The organism is Pseudomonas sp. TMB3-21 (assembly GCF_054898145.1).
In genome coordinates, this window is record NZ_CM142718.1 from 120,255 (window position 1) to 133,970 (window position 13,716).

Annotated in this window: 12 protein-coding genes and 1 tRNA gene; 9 read left to right on the forward strand and 4 right to left on the reverse strand. The window is 59.1% G+C overall.

Features of this window, described 5'->3' with window-relative positions; genetic code table 11:
• Nucleotides 1–173: 173 nt before the first annotated feature.
• The 3 genes from ACYZTS_RS00740 to ACYZTS_RS00750 form a co-directional block, all read right to left on the reverse strand.
• Nucleotides 174–866, reverse strand: coding sequence for a sensor histidine kinase (locus ACYZTS_RS00740; RefSeq protein ID WP_461993296.1), 693 nt, complete (start codon nt 864–866; stop codon nt 174–176).
• Nucleotides 863–2,467, reverse strand: a complete 1,605-nt coding sequence (locus ACYZTS_RS00745; protein WP_461993298.1) for a response regulator — start codon at nt 2,465–2,467, stop codon at nt 863–865. Before ACYZTS_RS00745 ends, ACYZTS_RS00740 begins: the two co-directional genes overlap by 4 nt.
• A gap of 191 nt (nt 2,468–2,658) precedes the next feature.
• Complete coding sequence (locus ACYZTS_RS00750; RefSeq protein ID WP_461993300.1) at nt 2,659–3,657, reverse strand: GlxA family transcriptional regulator; 999 nt, start codon at nt 3,655–3,657, stop codon at nt 2,659–2,661.
• A gap of 125 nt (nt 3,658–3,782) precedes the next feature.
• Between ACYZTS_RS00750 and ACYZTS_RS00755 the strand changes: the two genes are divergently transcribed.
• The 8 genes from ACYZTS_RS00755 (at nt 3,783) to ACYZTS_RS00790 (ending at nt 12,967) form a co-directional block, all read left to right on the forward strand.
• A complete protein-coding gene (locus tag ACYZTS_RS00755) occupies nt 3,783–4,673 on the forward strand; it encodes an MBL fold metallo-hydrolase (RefSeq protein WP_028622182.1) in 891 nt (296 codons plus the stop codon).
• Between the two features lie 338 nt (nt 4,674–5,011).
• Nucleotides 5,012–6,316: an NAD(P)/FAD-dependent oxidoreductase gene (locus ACYZTS_RS00760; protein WP_461996554.1), complete on the forward strand. Its 1,305-nt coding sequence runs from the start codon at nt 5,012–5,014 to the stop codon at nt 6,314–6,316.
• A gap of 203 nt (nt 6,317–6,519) precedes the next feature.
• Complete coding sequence (locus ACYZTS_RS00765) at nt 6,520–7,329, forward strand: response regulator transcription factor (protein ID WP_461993302.1); 810 nt, start codon at nt 6,520–6,522, stop codon at nt 7,327–7,329.
• A 75-nt stretch (nt 7,330–7,404) separates the two neighbouring features.
• On the forward strand, nt 7,405–8,550 hold the full coding sequence (locus ACYZTS_RS00770) for an ABC transporter ATP-binding protein (RefSeq protein WP_461996556.1): 1,146 nt from the start codon (nt 7,405–7,407) through the stop codon (nt 8,548–8,550).
• A 39-nt stretch (nt 8,551–8,589) separates the two neighbouring features.
• On the forward strand, nt 8,590–9,732 hold the full coding sequence (locus ACYZTS_RS00775; RefSeq protein WP_461993304.1) for an ABC transporter substrate-binding protein: 1,143 nt from the start codon (nt 8,590–8,592) through the stop codon (nt 9,730–9,732).
• A 23-nt stretch (nt 9,733–9,755) separates the two neighbouring features.
• Complete coding sequence (locus tag ACYZTS_RS00780) at nt 9,756–10,673, forward strand: ABC transporter permease (protein ID WP_461993306.1); 918 nt, start codon at nt 9,756–9,758, stop codon at nt 10,671–10,673.
• 1 nt (nt 10,674) lies between these two features.
• Entirely contained in the window at nt 10,675–11,502 is an 828-nt protein-coding gene (locus ACYZTS_RS00785; protein ID WP_461993308.1) for an ABC transporter permease, read from the forward strand.
• The gene (locus tag ACYZTS_RS00790; RefSeq protein WP_461993310.1) at nt 11,495–12,967 is read left to right on the forward strand and encodes an aldehyde dehydrogenase family protein; all 1,473 of its coding nucleotides are present in this window, start codon (nt 11,495–11,497) and stop codon (nt 12,965–12,967) included. Before ACYZTS_RS00785 ends, ACYZTS_RS00790 begins: the two co-directional genes overlap by 8 nt.
• A 135-nt stretch (nt 12,968–13,102) precedes the next feature.
• On the opposite strand, the gene ACYZTS_RS00795 is transcribed toward ACYZTS_RS00790, so the two are convergent.
• Nucleotides 13,103–13,179, reverse strand: a tRNA-Arg gene (locus ACYZTS_RS00795).
• 290 nt (nt 13,180–13,469) lie between these two features.
• Here ACYZTS_RS00795 and ACYZTS_RS00800 point away from each other — a divergent pair.
• Entirely contained in the window at nt 13,470–13,703 is a 234-nt protein-coding gene (locus ACYZTS_RS00800; protein WP_081832431.1) for a hypothetical protein, read from the forward strand.
• Nucleotides 13,704–13,716: the final 13 nt, after the last annotated feature.

Genomic DNA, 13,716 nt, shown 5'->3' on the forward strand with positions numbered 1-13,716 from the left:
AATCCGGCGTGACACATTCAATCTCATCAATGCCGGCCAATCGCTGCGCGAGTGAACCCTGGCCATCGGTTGTCATGACGCAATCCTTGTTGTTGTACGAGCCGCGAACGGCGACCTGCACAAAATAGGCTCCGCGTGTTCAGAATATCAAGCAGCTAAAACAAAAAGAAATATCAAGGCAGACACAGGCGGAACACGCCGCCGCCCAAGGCTCCGCCATTGCTGATCTCGGTGTGCCCGCCAATGCCATTGCGCTGATGTAACGCGGCAATGCGGCCGGCAAAATACAAGCCCAACCCTGTGCTGCCGCTGCTGTGATTGATGCCTTGCACGTAATCGGCCTGGCGCTCGATCATTTCTGGCGGGTAACCGTCACCGTCGTCGTTGACGGTCAATACCAACTGACCGGCTTCATCGCTGACGCTGATCAGCAGCGCATGGCGCGCGAAACGAATGGCGTTGTTGATGGTGTTGGCCAGCACTGAGGCGATCAATTCGCGGTCGAAAAAACCCAGCGGGCACAGCGGATCGACCTCATAGGTGGCCATGATCCCGCGACTGGCAAATACGTCCTGATGGCAGGCGAGTTGCGCTTCGATGAAGTCGTCCAGCTCGTGATATGCCGGTTGCAATGGCATCTGATTAACGCCGAGTTTGTACAACCCCAGCAGTTGCACCAGCATACTGTTGAGGTGGGCGAATTCGAAGTCGATCACGCCTTGCTCCGGCGTATTGCGCGCGGAGTCGGGCAAGCGCGTCAGCCATTGGCTATGGGCCTGCATCAACATCGCCAAGGAATTCTTCATGTCGTGCACGGTGGAGGCGATCACCGTGGAAAAATCGAGTGCCGGGTCGTCGTGATTCATTCGCCGAATGCCTTTTGTTTCAGTTTCTGGAAGCGCGCATGACGCGCGTCGGTATCAGGCATCAGGCCCACTGTTTTGAGGCAGGCCCGGCATTCCTCGAGCTCCGCCGACGGCACACTGGTATCGGTGCCGTGCAGCAGCGACTGGGCCATGTTCAGCGCGATGCTGATGTTCTTCGGCTGCAGCGCCAGGGCTTTGCGGAATACCTCACGCGCTTCCACCAGATTGCCGGTTTTGTACACCCGCACGCCCTGCCGGTTGAGGTCGGCTGCCGCGTTACCGGAATTGAGGATGCTCGGGTCGTCGGTCAGCTTGGCAATGCCCTGCATCACCGCGGGGTCGTCACCGTAAATTTCCGCGCAGTTTTTCAGCATCGAATTACCGGCTTCAGGCTGGCCAAGCACCTGCAACTGCTTGGCCACCAACAGCGCGGCTTCGGCGCTCATGAACTGCTCCATGCCATCGAGTCGCTGCATCGCCTGCTCCGTGAGCTTCTCGGCGGTTTCGGCGTCGTTGAGCAGCAGGCTGGTGGCTTTCATCAATCGAGCCCGGATTTGCAGGCCCGGATCGGTCGGGTTGTCCTTGGCCACTGCACTCAGCGTGGTGTTGATCTCCAGCCGGGTGCGCGTATCCAGGCCCTTGTCACTGCCTTTGCTGATCAGCGCGTGGGCCAGGCCAAGGTTGCTTTCTGCATCCTTGAAACGCGATTGCGCGCCTTGGCTCACGGCCTGCCGATAGGCTTTGGAAGCGGTCTCGAAATCTTCGTTGGCCATCGCCAGTTTGCCCAGCAGTGCCTGACGACGCACCGCCAGCGGTGACAGGCGAATCGCCTCCTCGAGAATCTCCTGCGCAGCCTTGCTGTCACCTTCGGCTATCAGCACATCGGCCATGCCGTCGTACAGCGCCGGCATCATCGGGAACACTTTCAGGGCTTTCTCGTAGACGCCTTTGGCCTGGCTGATCTGGCCGCGCTTGTGCAGCAATTTACCCAAACCCGCGAACGCCCAAGGCTGCGGTCGATCAGCGATGATGCTGTCATAGAGACGTTCCAGCGCTTCGTTCTGGTTGAGATCACGCAACGCATCGGCGCGGTAGCGCAGACACAACGGCGAATAGCGCGCGTCCTGTTTGCACAGGGCAATACACGCATTCAATACCTCCACCGGTTTGCCGCGATCCAGCGCTTGCAGGATCGGCTTGAGCAACGTCTTGCGCTGCTCCAGTCGCTCCAGCCGTTGCGCCAGACCTGCACGGTTGAACGGCTTGGTCAGGTAAGCATCGGGCTCGTGTTCCAGGGCACTGAGTACCATCGCCTGACTGGTTTCGGCCGTGACCATGACGAACACCGCTTCATGGCTGATCAGCTTTTCGATCATCAGGTCTTCAAGCACCTGCTGCCCGTTCTTCTTGCCATCGCCCAGGTGGAAATCCTGCAGGATGAAATCGTAGGCCTTCTGTGAACACATGCGCAGCGCCTGCTCGCCAGTATCAGCAGTGTCCACATCCTTCACGCCCAACTCGCGCAGCATCGAACGCACGGAACTGCGGAAATCCGAGAAATCATCGACGATCAGAAAACGCTTTTGGTGATACGACAGCATCGAGGATTTCCAGACAATTTATTGGAGAGGTCATGACTGTTCGGGTTATCGGCCAGCGGGGGCATTTATTGAAGGCGCGGGGGTGAGATTTTGCGTGCGGATGTTGACTGGGTTGGTGGTGAGTAAGGTGTTAATTGCAGGCGCAAAAAAGCCCCGTGAGGATTGATCCTACGAGGCATTTTTGAGAGCGATCAGGCCGTACCCTCACTGCCGCTCGCTTTCCGGGCAGGTTTGATCTCGCGAAAAAACGTTCGCCGATATTCAGAAGGTGACGTGCCGAGGTGAAGGCCGAATTGCTGCCTCAACGACAAGGGAGTTCCAAAACCCGCTTCACTGGCAACACATTCAATCGGCAAGTCAGTCGTTTCCAGGAGTTCTTGCGCTCTGACAACGCGCTCAGCGTTCAACCATTGCGAGACGGTACTGCCCGTCGCCTCCTTGAACTTGCGAGTGAACGTGCGCCTGCTCATTTTCGCCCTGTCCGCCAGGACGTCGAGCGACAGATCACTGGCAAGATTCATCCGGGCCCATATCAGCACATCCGACAGATGAGTCTCGCTGGACAGTTGCGGCACGGGATGCTCAACGTATTGAGCTTGTCCGCCCTGCCTGTACGGCGGTGTCACCAGCATCTTCGCTGTGCGATTCGCCACATCAGCACCCAGTCGCTGGCGGACCAGATGAAGGCAACAATCGATCGCCGCCACGGTTCCTGCAGAGGTCACGATATTGCCATCGCTGACGTAGAGCACCTCGGGCCTGAAGCGAACCGCAGGGAAACGTCGCGCAAACTCGTCCCGGACGGCCCAGTGAGTGGTTGCCTCTTTCCCGTCGAGTAACCCGGCATCTCCGAGCACAAATGCGCCCAAACATAGCCCGACGATGAGCTTTCCCTCGGCATTAGCCTGCTGGAGCGCCTGAACAAGCGTTGCAGATGCAGCAACCGATTGATCACCCCACGCTGGAATGACAATGACCTCAGCGGTCTTCATCAGCTCCAGACCTTGAGTGACCTCCAGGCCAATGCCTTGGTCGCAACTCACCATGCCCGGCGTTTCCGCACAGTAACTGACCTCATATTGAGGTTCATCCTGCGCGGATTGAGCAGTCCCCAGCACCACTCCCGGCACAGAAAGATGGAACAGGCTCACGCCGTTAAAAGCCAGCACGGCAACACGTATGGATTGCATCAGGCAGCCTCAGGGAAGATTCGTCAGTTGGCCCGATTATATCGCAATATGTCACTCGGGCCACTGTCAGGCTTCAAAGTATTCGGCAAGAATGGTGTTCTCGACGTATCAACAGGATTAATCAAATGAACTTCAGAACGCTTCCTCTTGCTCTCAGCCTTGCTTGCGCGGCTGCCGCCACACCCGCATTTGCAGGCTCAAACGTCTCCAATGCGCCAGATGCATCCCATAAGGTGGAGTTGCAGCAAGTTCGTAATGCCACGGTGAAAATCACCTACGGCGGCACGACCTTCCTGATCGACCCGATGCTGGCCAAAAAGGGAGCCTACCCAGGGTTTGAAAATACCTACCGCAGCAACCTGCGCAATCCGCTGGTTGATCTGACCGAATCGCCCGCAGAAGTGATCGCCGGCGTCGACGCCGTCATCGTCACGCATACGCACCTTGACCACTGGGACGATGCTGCACAAAAAGCGCTGCCCAAAGACATCCCACTGTTCGCTCAACATGAAGAAGATGCACAGCTGATTCGCTCCCAGGGTTTCAAGAATGTGCGGGTATTGACTGGTGAAGCTGAATTCGGCGGCGTCAAAATCACCAAGACCGGTGGTCAGCATGGCACCGACGAAATGTATGCCGTACCCGCGCTTGCGAAACCTCTGGGCGAAGCCATGGGCGTGGTTTTTCAAGCGCCAGGCTACAAGACGCTCTACCTCGCCGGTGACACTATCTGGCGTAAAGAGGTCGACCAGACCATCGAGAAATATCACCCCGAGGTCATCGTGCTCAATGCCGGGAAAGCAAAAATGACCGGCTTTGAGGGTGCGATCATCATGGGTGAAGAGGACGTTCTGCGCGCTTCAAAGGCCGCCAAAGACGCGAAAATCGTCGCCGTGCACATGGACGCCATCAACCATATGTCCCTGACCCGTGAAGAATTGCGCACCTATGTCAAGAAGCAGGGTATCGAGAGTCGCGTAGATATTCCGGAAGACGGCGCATCGCTGGCGTTCTGATTCTTTACGTTCAGCCGCGGTGGTCAGCAGGTCGCCGCGGTTGTTTAATCGGGCAATAACTAAAGGTTCACAAATACTGATTTAACGAACATTCAAAGGGTAGGAGCATCGCGGACCATGATTTCGCTCCTGTGCTTGATCCATCGCCATCCTCGCCCTTCCTTCCCGAAGGTGCGAGCCCGTCCGTGGCAAGATCTCCTGCTCCATATCATTCTGGCTTTTTGCACCCTGTGGCACTGCCGTCATGCGCGCCCACCAGACACAGCCCTCGCATTCATGTGAAACCGTTGCCGAACACGGCCGAACACAATCCAATGAAGAGCGAACCCATGACCGCCATGAATAATGCCGTCATCCCCGCCGCCGAGCGGACGAATTCCTATTACAGCGCAACCCTTAAGCATGAGACCGACTACCCGACCTTGCAGGGTGAAGTGAGTGTTGACGTCGTCATCATCGGCGGTGGTTTTACGGGCGTTGCCAGCGCGGTGGAACTGGCCGAGCGCGGCCTCAAAGTCGCCCTGATCGAAACTCACAAAATCGGCTGGGGGGCGAGCGGTCGCAACGGCGGTCAGGTCACCAGCAGCCTGTCTGGCGACGAGGCCATGCGCAAGCAGATGCGCGAGTCGCTCGGCACGCAAGTGGACGACTTTATCTGGTGCCTGCGCTGGCGCGGCCAGGAAATTATCGAGTCCCGCGTCGCCAGGTACGGCATCGACTGCGACCTCAAGCACGGTCATCTGCATGCAGCGATGAAACCCGCTCATATGAACGAGCTGCGCAGCTTCCATGATGAAGCGCAACGTCGCGGCCTGGGTGACAGCGTCACCTTGCTGGACCGCGCCGAAATACGAAACCACCTGGCAAGCGAGCAGTATTTGGGCGCGCTGAAGAACACCCGAAATCTGCACCTGCACCCGCTCAACCTGTGCATCGGCGAGGCACGCGCGGCAGAGAGTCTGGGTGTGCAGATCTACGAGCACTCCGAGGTGCTGGGGATCGTCCACGGCGACCGTCCGGCTGTCATCACCGCACAGGGTCGAGTCAATGCAACACAAGTGATGCTGGCCGGTGACGTTTATCACGCGCTCGAACCCAAGCAGCTCAAGGGCAAAATCTTCCCGGCGATGGGCGGCATCGTGACCACCGCGCCTCTGGGTGTCCTGGCCCGACAACTCAACCCCTACGATTTGGCAGTTTATGACTGTCGTTTTGTCCTCGACTACTACCGCATGACCGCCGACGGCCGCTTGCTGTTCGGTGGCGGCGCCAACTATTCCGGACGTGACTCACGGGACATTGCCGGCGAACTGCGTCCCTGTATCGAACGTACATTTCCACAGCTCAAGGGTGTGGACATCGAGTACCAGTGGAGCTGCGCCATGGGCATCGTGGTCAACCGCATTCCACAGCTTGGCAAGCTGTCGAGCAACGTCTGGTACTGCCAGGGTTATTCGGGGCACGGCATCGCCACCAGCCATATCATGGGCGAAATCATGGCCGAAGCGATCACCGGCAGCCTCGGCCGCTTCGATACCTTCGCCAGCTGCAAGCACATCAAGGTGCCGTTCGGCGACGTCTTCGGCAACCCGATGCTGGCGGCAGGCATGTGGTATTACCAGATGCTGGAAAAGCTGCGCTGAGGTCCCGGCTCTGCGCGACCCGCCGAGCCGTTCATCTCAATGCACCAATTCTGCTACCACCCATGTAGCACTCGGTAACATTCGGCGCTATCAGGGTGCGTCTTTTCAGCGACGCACTCTGGCCCGCCCCGCCCTGCAAAGGCGCATACAACCATGGCGTAATTTGTGCATCTCAACCCACTCCACTCTTGCCTGAAATCGCCATGCGCCCCAAGGAACTCAAACTGTGGATCACCGGTGTCGCCCATCTGCTTGACCTGCCTGCGGGACATGCACGCTTAGCGGCGTTAACCCATTGGTTGCGCCAGGTGTGCCCGGTCGACCATTTCGTCCTGTTCGTCTATGAAGGCAATCATCGGCCGTTGGCATTGTTCGATACCTTTGCCGCCGACAAGCGTGCGGTGTACGTCGATGATTATCAGTGTGGGCCGTATCTGCTCGATCCTTTCTACCTCGCCTGCATTCGCGGGCAGGCGCCCGGGCTGTGGCGATTGCGTCAGTTCGCGCCCGATCACTTCTACCTTGGCGAGTACTACCTGACCTATTACCAGCAGACCGGTCTTGCCGAAGAGGTAGCGTTTTTCGTCGAACTCGGCGGCGGTGCCATGGCCGTCCTGTCGTTGATGCGCTCCTCGGCCAGCTGCGCGTTCAGCCGTGAGGAAATGCAACTGATCGAGTGTGCGCAAACGGTCGTCGAACAGGTGATCAACGAGGCCTGGCGCTTGCGTCAGGCGCAAGAACCGCGTCCGGCGCACGACCTCGATTTCAAAATCCGCGAAGCTTTCGATCAGTTCGGCGCGCACATCCTCACCGGCCGTGAACAGGAGATTGTCCAGCTGCTGCTGCGTGGCCACTCCAGTGCCTCGGTGGCCGAACAACTGAGCATCAGCCCCGGCACGGTGAAGATTCACCGCAAGCACATCTACGCCAAACTCGGCATCTGCAGCCAGTCCGAATTGCTCGGCTTGTTTATCCGCGACCTCACCGGCCAGGAGCTCCTTGTCGAAGCCTGACACCTGAAAGCGACTCTATCCCCCAAGGGATATATACAGCGCAAAACCACGATTGCTAGTTTGATTCCCGACGCGATGATTCATCACTGCAAGGGAGCCCGCACCGTGAATGACAACCCGCCAAGCGATATCGAATTCTGCAACGTGGTCAAACGTTATGGCGAGGTGTCGGCCGTCGATGGCCTGAACTTCGCGGTACGCCGTGGCTCGTTCCATTCCTTCCTCGGCGGTTCGGGCTGCGGCAAAACCACCACCCTGCGCATGATCGCCGGCTTCGAACAACCCACCAGCGGTGAAGTGCGCCTGGCCGGCAAAAGCGTCGCCGGTGTACCGGCATTCGAGCGACCGGTGAACATGGTGTTCCAGCATTACGCCCTGTTCCCGCACCTGACGGTGGCGCAGAACATCGCCTATGGCCTGCGCTATCGCACGCCACGGCCGGACAAGAAAACCCAGCTGCGCATGGCCGATGAAGCACTGGAGATGGTGCGGCTCAGCGGCTTCGGCCAACGCAAGCCCAGTGAGCTGTCCGGTGGTCAGCAACAACGCGTCGCCCTCGCGCGGGCGCTGGTCAACAAGCCGACCGTATTGCTGCTCGACGAGCCACTGGCAGCGCTTGATCGCAAGTTGCGCAAGGAAATGCAATCGGAATTGCTGCGTCTGCAACGCGAGGTCGGCATCACGTTTGTGCTGGTCACCCACGACCAGGAAGAAGCCTTGTCGATGAGTGACAGCATCAGCGTGATGCACAACGGTTCGATCATCCAGACCGCCACCCCGGAACAGCTTTACGAAGCCCCGGCCAGCCGTTACGTCGCCGACTTCATCGGTGAATCCAATCTGTTCAATGGCACCGTCCGCCACCTGCACGGCAATTCGGTAGTGCTGCGTACCGAACACGGCCTGGAACTGACCAGCCCGTTGACGCCCACCGGCAAAGCCTTGAGCGCCGACGCCGCCGGTTGCATTGCCGTGCGCCCGGAGTTGATCAGCATCGCAGGCGCCAATGCCGACCTGGCCCGCGAGGTGAAACTGCACGGCTGTGTGGAAGACCGCATCTACCTCGGTAATTCCACCGAATACCGCGTACGCACCGAAGCCTTTGGCGTGGTGTGCGTGCGAGTGCCGCGCCAGCAGGATCACGGCAGTCATGCATTCGAACACGGCGCGGCAGTGAGCGTCGGCTGGGATCACGCCAACGGCCTGGCCATGGCGTTGTAAATCATCGACTCGATTCATCAACCGGATGTGGAGCGCGTTATGGACCAGAAGACCTTTATCAAAACCCTGCGCAGTTGGCAGAACGGCTCGATCAGCCGCCGCGATTTCCTTGGCCGTACGGGCCTGGGGATTGCCGCAGCGGTGGTCGCGGTCAACGTGCCCGGCCTGCTGATGTCCAGTGCGCAAGCGGCCGAGCAGGCCAAGCTGGGTGATCGCCTGTCGCTGGCGACGTGGCCGAACTACCACAGTCAGGAAAACCTCGACGCCTTCGCCAAAACCACCGGCGCCCGCGTCTCCATGAGCGTGTTCGGGTCCAACGAAGAGATGCTCGCCAAGTTGCAGGCCGGTGGCAGCGGCTGGGACGTGCTGGTGCCCACCAACTACACCATCAGCACCTACGTGGGCCTGGGATTGATCGAGCCGCTGGATCTGTCGCGCATTCCCAATTTCGATGCGTCGGCGTTCCAACAAAAGTTCATGGCCCAAGGCACAGTGGACGGTAAGGTTTACGCGGTGCCAAAAAACTGGGGCACCACGGGCATGCTCTACGACAGCGGCAAACTGAAGAACGGCCCTGCCAGCTGGAAAGAGTTCTGGGCGGCCGCGCAAGGCCCTGCCAGCGGCAGGACGATCGTTCACGATTACCAGTTGACCGCCATCGGTAACGCCCTGAAAAGCTTCGGCTACAGCTTCAATTCTCTCGACCCGAAAGAACTGGCCGATGCCGAAAAACTGCTGATCGACGTCAAGCCGCACCTGTTTGCGATCAACTCCGATATCCAACCGTCCATGCGCAGTGGCGATGCCTGGCTGGCGATGTCCTGGACCGGCGATGCCTCCCAATTGCATCGCGACAACGCGAAGATGCAGTTCGCACTGGGCAAGGAAGGCGGCGAGTTGTGGAGTGATTTCTTCGCCATCCCGAAAAGCTCGGAGCACAAGGACGCGGCTTACGCGTTCATCAATTATCTGCTCGATCCGCAGCACAACAAGCTCGAAGTGTTGAGCCACGGCTACCCGAGCGGCGACAAACGCGTCGATGCCTTGCTGCCCGCCGCGATGCTCGACGATCCGATCATGTACCCGGCCGCCGAAGCGCTCAGCCCGCTGGAGTTCGGCGCCGCCGCCACGCTGACCAGCCCGGCACGCGCCGAACTGATGGCGCGCTTCAAGTCCGCCTGATCATGGCCAATGAGGAGTCACCCATGAACACCGCCGCCCACCCGCAAACGGTGTCGCCGGGCCATGTCCTGTCAGTTGGGGTTCGCCAGCGGCGCAGCCTCGGCCGACGGATCACCCTGCTGATGCTCCTGCCTTCTACCTTGTGGTTCCTGCTGCTGTTGCTGATGCCGCTGGTGATCATCCTGGTCTTCAGTTTCGGCGAGCGCAGCGCCGTGGGCGGTTACGCCGGTGGCTTCACCCTGGCCAATTATTTAAACCTTGGCTCCCGTGGCGCAGCGTTCAGCAACACGCTGATGCTGGCGCCGCTGGGCACGCTGGTGTGCCTGGTGGCCGCCTACCCGCTGGCGTACTTTCTGGCGGTCAAGGTCACCCGCAACCGCTCGCTGTTGCTGACACTGGTGATCGTGCCGTTCTGGACGAGTTTCCTGATCCGCACGTACGCGTGGATCTTCATCCTCAGCGGCAAAGGCATTCCGGCTTTGCTCGCCAGCCTGGGCCTGGAAGACGTGCGGCTGATCAACACGCCATGGGCGGTGCTGATCGGCATCGTCTACGGCTACTTGCCGCTGATGGTGTTCCCGATTTACGTCAGCCTGGAAAAACTCGACAAATGCCTGCTCGAAGCCTCGGCCGACCTCGGTGCCAGCGCGTTCGAAAGCTTTCGGCGGATCACTCTGCCGCTGTCCGCGCCTGGGATCATTACCGGGGTGATGCTGGTGTTCATTTTGCTGATGGGTGAATTCCTGATCCCGGCGATTCTCGGTGGCGGCAAAGTGTTCTTCGTCGGCAATGCATTGGTCGATCTATTCCTGCAATCGCGCAACTGGCCTTTCGGCAGCGCGTTGGCAATGACCCTGGTGGCGATGATGCTGCTGATCATCGGTGTGTATCTGAAACTGGTGGCGCGCTACGGCGGCCGCCCTGCCGATGGAGGTGTGTGACATGTGGCTGCGCAGCTATTCGACTTCGCTCTACCTTTTTCTCTACGCACCGATTGCCTTGATCGTGCTGTTCAGCTTCAACGCCGGGCGCAGTGGCCTGGCGTTTGAATGCTGTTCGGTGCAGTGGTTTGGTCGCGCCTTCGGCAACCCGTTCATCATGGAAGCGCTGGGCAATAGCGCGTTCATTGCCTTCACGTCGGCGGTCATCGCCACCCTGTTCGGGACGTTGGCAGTATTCGGGCTGCAACGTGCAGGCAAGAAAGTGCGCCTGTTGTTCGATGCGCTGACCTACTGCGCGATCATCGTGCCGGGCATCGTCATCGGCATCTCGACACTGATTGCGTTCATCACGCTGTTCGACTTGATCAACCCGATGCTGATGACCTGGCTACCGAGCGTGCCGCGCTTGAACATGGGCTTCTTCACCGTGATCGCCGCGCATTCATTGTTCACCATGGCCCTAGTGATGGTGATCGTGCGCACCCGTGTCGACTCCCTGGACAAGGCCTTGCTCGAAGCTTCGGCGGACCTGTACGCGCCGCCGATGCAAACGTTCTGGCGGGTCACCCTGCCGCAGATCAGCCCGGCGATCATGGCCGGATTCCTGCTCGCGTTCACCTTCAGCTTCGACGATTTCATCATCGCGTTTTTCGTCGCTGGCTCGGAAACGACCTTGCCGATTTACATTTTCTCATCGATCCGCCGCGGTGTGACACCCGAAATCAACGCGGTCTCGACCGTCATCATCTGCGCTTCACTGGCGCTGCTATTCACTTCCCGCTCGCTGCAAAACCGCCGCACCGGCGTTCAGGAGTCAGACCATGCGTGATCAGCTTTACATCAACGGAGAGTGGGTCAGCCCGGATCTGGGTGGCTATCTGGATGTCATCGACCCGGCCACCGAACAGGTTTTCCATCGGGTGGCGGCGGGCACCGAAGAAGACATCGATCACGCGGTGCGCGCCGCCCGACGCGCGTTCGATAACGGCTGGAGCCAAACCACCGGTGCCGAGCGCGCGCAATGGCTGGAAGCATTGGCCGACGAACTGGAAAGCAGCCAGCAGGTACTGGCCGAACTGGAAGTGCGCGACAACGGCAAGCCATTGCCCGAAGCCCAGTGGGATGTCGGCGATGCCATCGGCTGCTTTCGCTACTACGCTCGCCTGGCCCGCGAACTGGATCAGCAGCAGGATCGACCGCTGGCATTGCCGGACGCACGCTTTCGCTGCCGCATTCGCCATGAACCGATTGGCGTTGCAGGGCAGATCATTCCATGGAACTACCCGCTGCTGATGGCCGCCTGGAAAGTCGCGCCGGCCCTGGCCGCCGGCGCCACGCTGGTGCTCAAACCCTCAGAGCTGACATCGCTCTGCGCGCTGGAACTGGCGGCGGCCGCTGACCGCGTCGGTTTACCGGCCGGGGTGCTGAACGTGGTGACAGGGCTCGGTGCCGATGCCGGCAGTCCGCTGACCGAGCATCCCGGTGTGGACAAACTGGCCTTCACCGGCAGCGTGCCCACCGGGCAAAAAATCATGTCGGCAGCCGCGCGCGACATCAAGAACCTCAGCCTCGAACTGGGCGGCAAGTCTGCGTTCATTGTGTTCGACGACGCCGACATCGACGCCGCAGTTGAGTGGATTCTGTTCGGCATTTTCTGGAACCAGGGCCAGGTGTGCAGCGCTACTTCACGTTTGTTGGTGCAGGAAAACATCGCCTCGCGATTGATCGAAAAACTGGTCGAAGAAACCCGCAAGATCACCATAGGTCCGGGGATGGAAACGGGCGTATTGCTTGGCCCGCTGGTCAGCCAAGGCCAACACGATAAAGTTCTCGGTTTCATTGATCAGGGCCTTGCCAGTGGCGCCCGCCTGCTCACTGGCGGCCGGCGGCCGCCGCATCTGCCTGAAGGCTATTTCATCGAACCGGCGATCTTCGACGAACCGGGACACAGCAGCATTCTCTGGCGCGAAGAGGTGTTCGGCCCGGTGCTGTGCATCAAACGCTTCAAGACCGAAGAGCAAGCCGTGCAAATGGCCAATGCCAGCCGCTTCGGTCTTGCTGCAGCGGTCATGAGCGCGGATCTGCAACGCACCGCACGTGTGGCCAACCAACTGAGGGCGGGGATTGTCTGGATCAACTGCTCGCAACCGACCTTCGTCGAGGCGCCGTGGGGCGGGATGAAACACAGCGGCATCGGCCGAGAACTCGGCGAGTGGGGATTGCACAATTACCTGGAGGTCAAACAGGTGACCGAGTACATCGGTGACCAGCCGTGGGGGTGGTATTTGAAATAGTGGCTTTCAGATATTAGCTATAAAAAAGCCCCGCACGAGTATGACCCGGCGGGGCTTTCTTTTGCCTGATGCTGCCGCCCTGCCGCTACCGCTAATCGATCGGTAAGGGGGAAGCCTTGAGAGGCGAGAAGTAGTTGGTGTCCCAGGCGGGGTTCGAACCTGCAACCTTCCCCTTAGGAGGGGGATGCTCTATCCAATTGAGCTACTGAGACACAAATCGCAGCTGCAAAGCGAGCAGCGATGGACGCCGTGCATGGTAACGGCCAAGCCCGTTTTTGTCATGTAGTCCGTGGGGCCTTTTAAGTGTAGGCAAGCGGTACGCATCCACCTGGAATTCGCCCGCCGTGCAAATTGCATGACCCCGGAATCGTTGCCATGCAAAACGCAATGTGCCAGCCTACCGAAAATCCTCTAATTTACTGTTTTTAAAGGAATTAATAGGCTTTAGACTCTTGGCACGGAGGCTGCTTCTGCTGTTCACAAGAACAACGGAGGCAGGCTCATGAACAGCGCCCTTTTACTCTCGAATGCGGTCGCACTGGCAGTTTTGGTGGGGTTTCACTTTGCCCAGGATAAAAGCACCAATCCAGTAGCCCAGCACATGCCGCATTACCTCCAGGTACAAAAGGCGCCGCAACTGGCTGTCATGAGTGACCAACGTGGATTCGTTGGCCAGGAAGTCAGTCAGCATAGTCCGCTGCCAGTCGCACCAACTTCCGACCGTTTGGTATTTTGATTCATTTTTTCAG

Bases quoted from the DNA above. Each gene is read 5' to 3' on its own strand.
- ACYZTS_RS00740 (WP_461993296.1), bottom strand. From the start codon at position 866: ATGAATCACGACGACCCGGCACTCGATTTTTCCACGGTGATCGCCTCC.
- ACYZTS_RS00745 (WP_461993298.1), bottom strand. From the start codon at position 2,467: ATGCTGTCGTATCACCAAAAGCGTTTTCTGATCGTCGATGATTTCTCG.
- ACYZTS_RS00750 (WP_461993300.1), bottom strand. From the start codon at position 3,657: ATGCAATCCATACGTGTTGCCGTGCTGGCTTTTAACGGCGTGAGCCTG.
- ACYZTS_RS00755 (WP_028622182.1), top strand. From the start codon at position 3,783: ATGAACTTCAGAACGCTTCCTCTTGCTCTCAGCCTTGCTTGCGCGGCT.
- ACYZTS_RS00760 (WP_461996554.1), top strand. From the start codon at position 5,012: ATGAATAATGCCGTCATCCCCGCCGCCGAGCGGACGAATTCCTATTAC.
- ACYZTS_RS00765 (WP_461993302.1), top strand. From the start codon at position 6,520: ATGCGCCCCAAGGAACTCAAACTGTGGATCACCGGTGTCGCCCATCTG.
- ACYZTS_RS00770 (WP_461996556.1), top strand. From the start codon at position 7,405: ATGATTCATCACTGCAAGGGAGCCCGCACCGTGAATGACAACCCGCCA.
- ACYZTS_RS00775 (WP_461993304.1), top strand. From the start codon at position 8,590: ATGGACCAGAAGACCTTTATCAAAACCCTGCGCAGTTGGCAGAACGGC.
- ACYZTS_RS00780 (WP_461993306.1), top strand. From the start codon at position 9,756: ATGAACACCGCCGCCCACCCGCAAACGGTGTCGCCGGGCCATGTCCTG.
- ACYZTS_RS00785 (WP_461993308.1), top strand. From the start codon at position 10,675: ATGTGGCTGCGCAGCTATTCGACTTCGCTCTACCTTTTTCTCTACGCA.
- ACYZTS_RS00790 (WP_461993310.1), top strand. From the start codon at position 11,495: ATGCGTGATCAGCTTTACATCAACGGAGAGTGGGTCAGCCCGGATCTG.
- ACYZTS_RS00800 (WP_081832431.1), top strand. From the start codon at position 13,470: ATGAACAGCGCCCTTTTACTCTCGAATGCGGTCGCACTGGCAGTTTTG.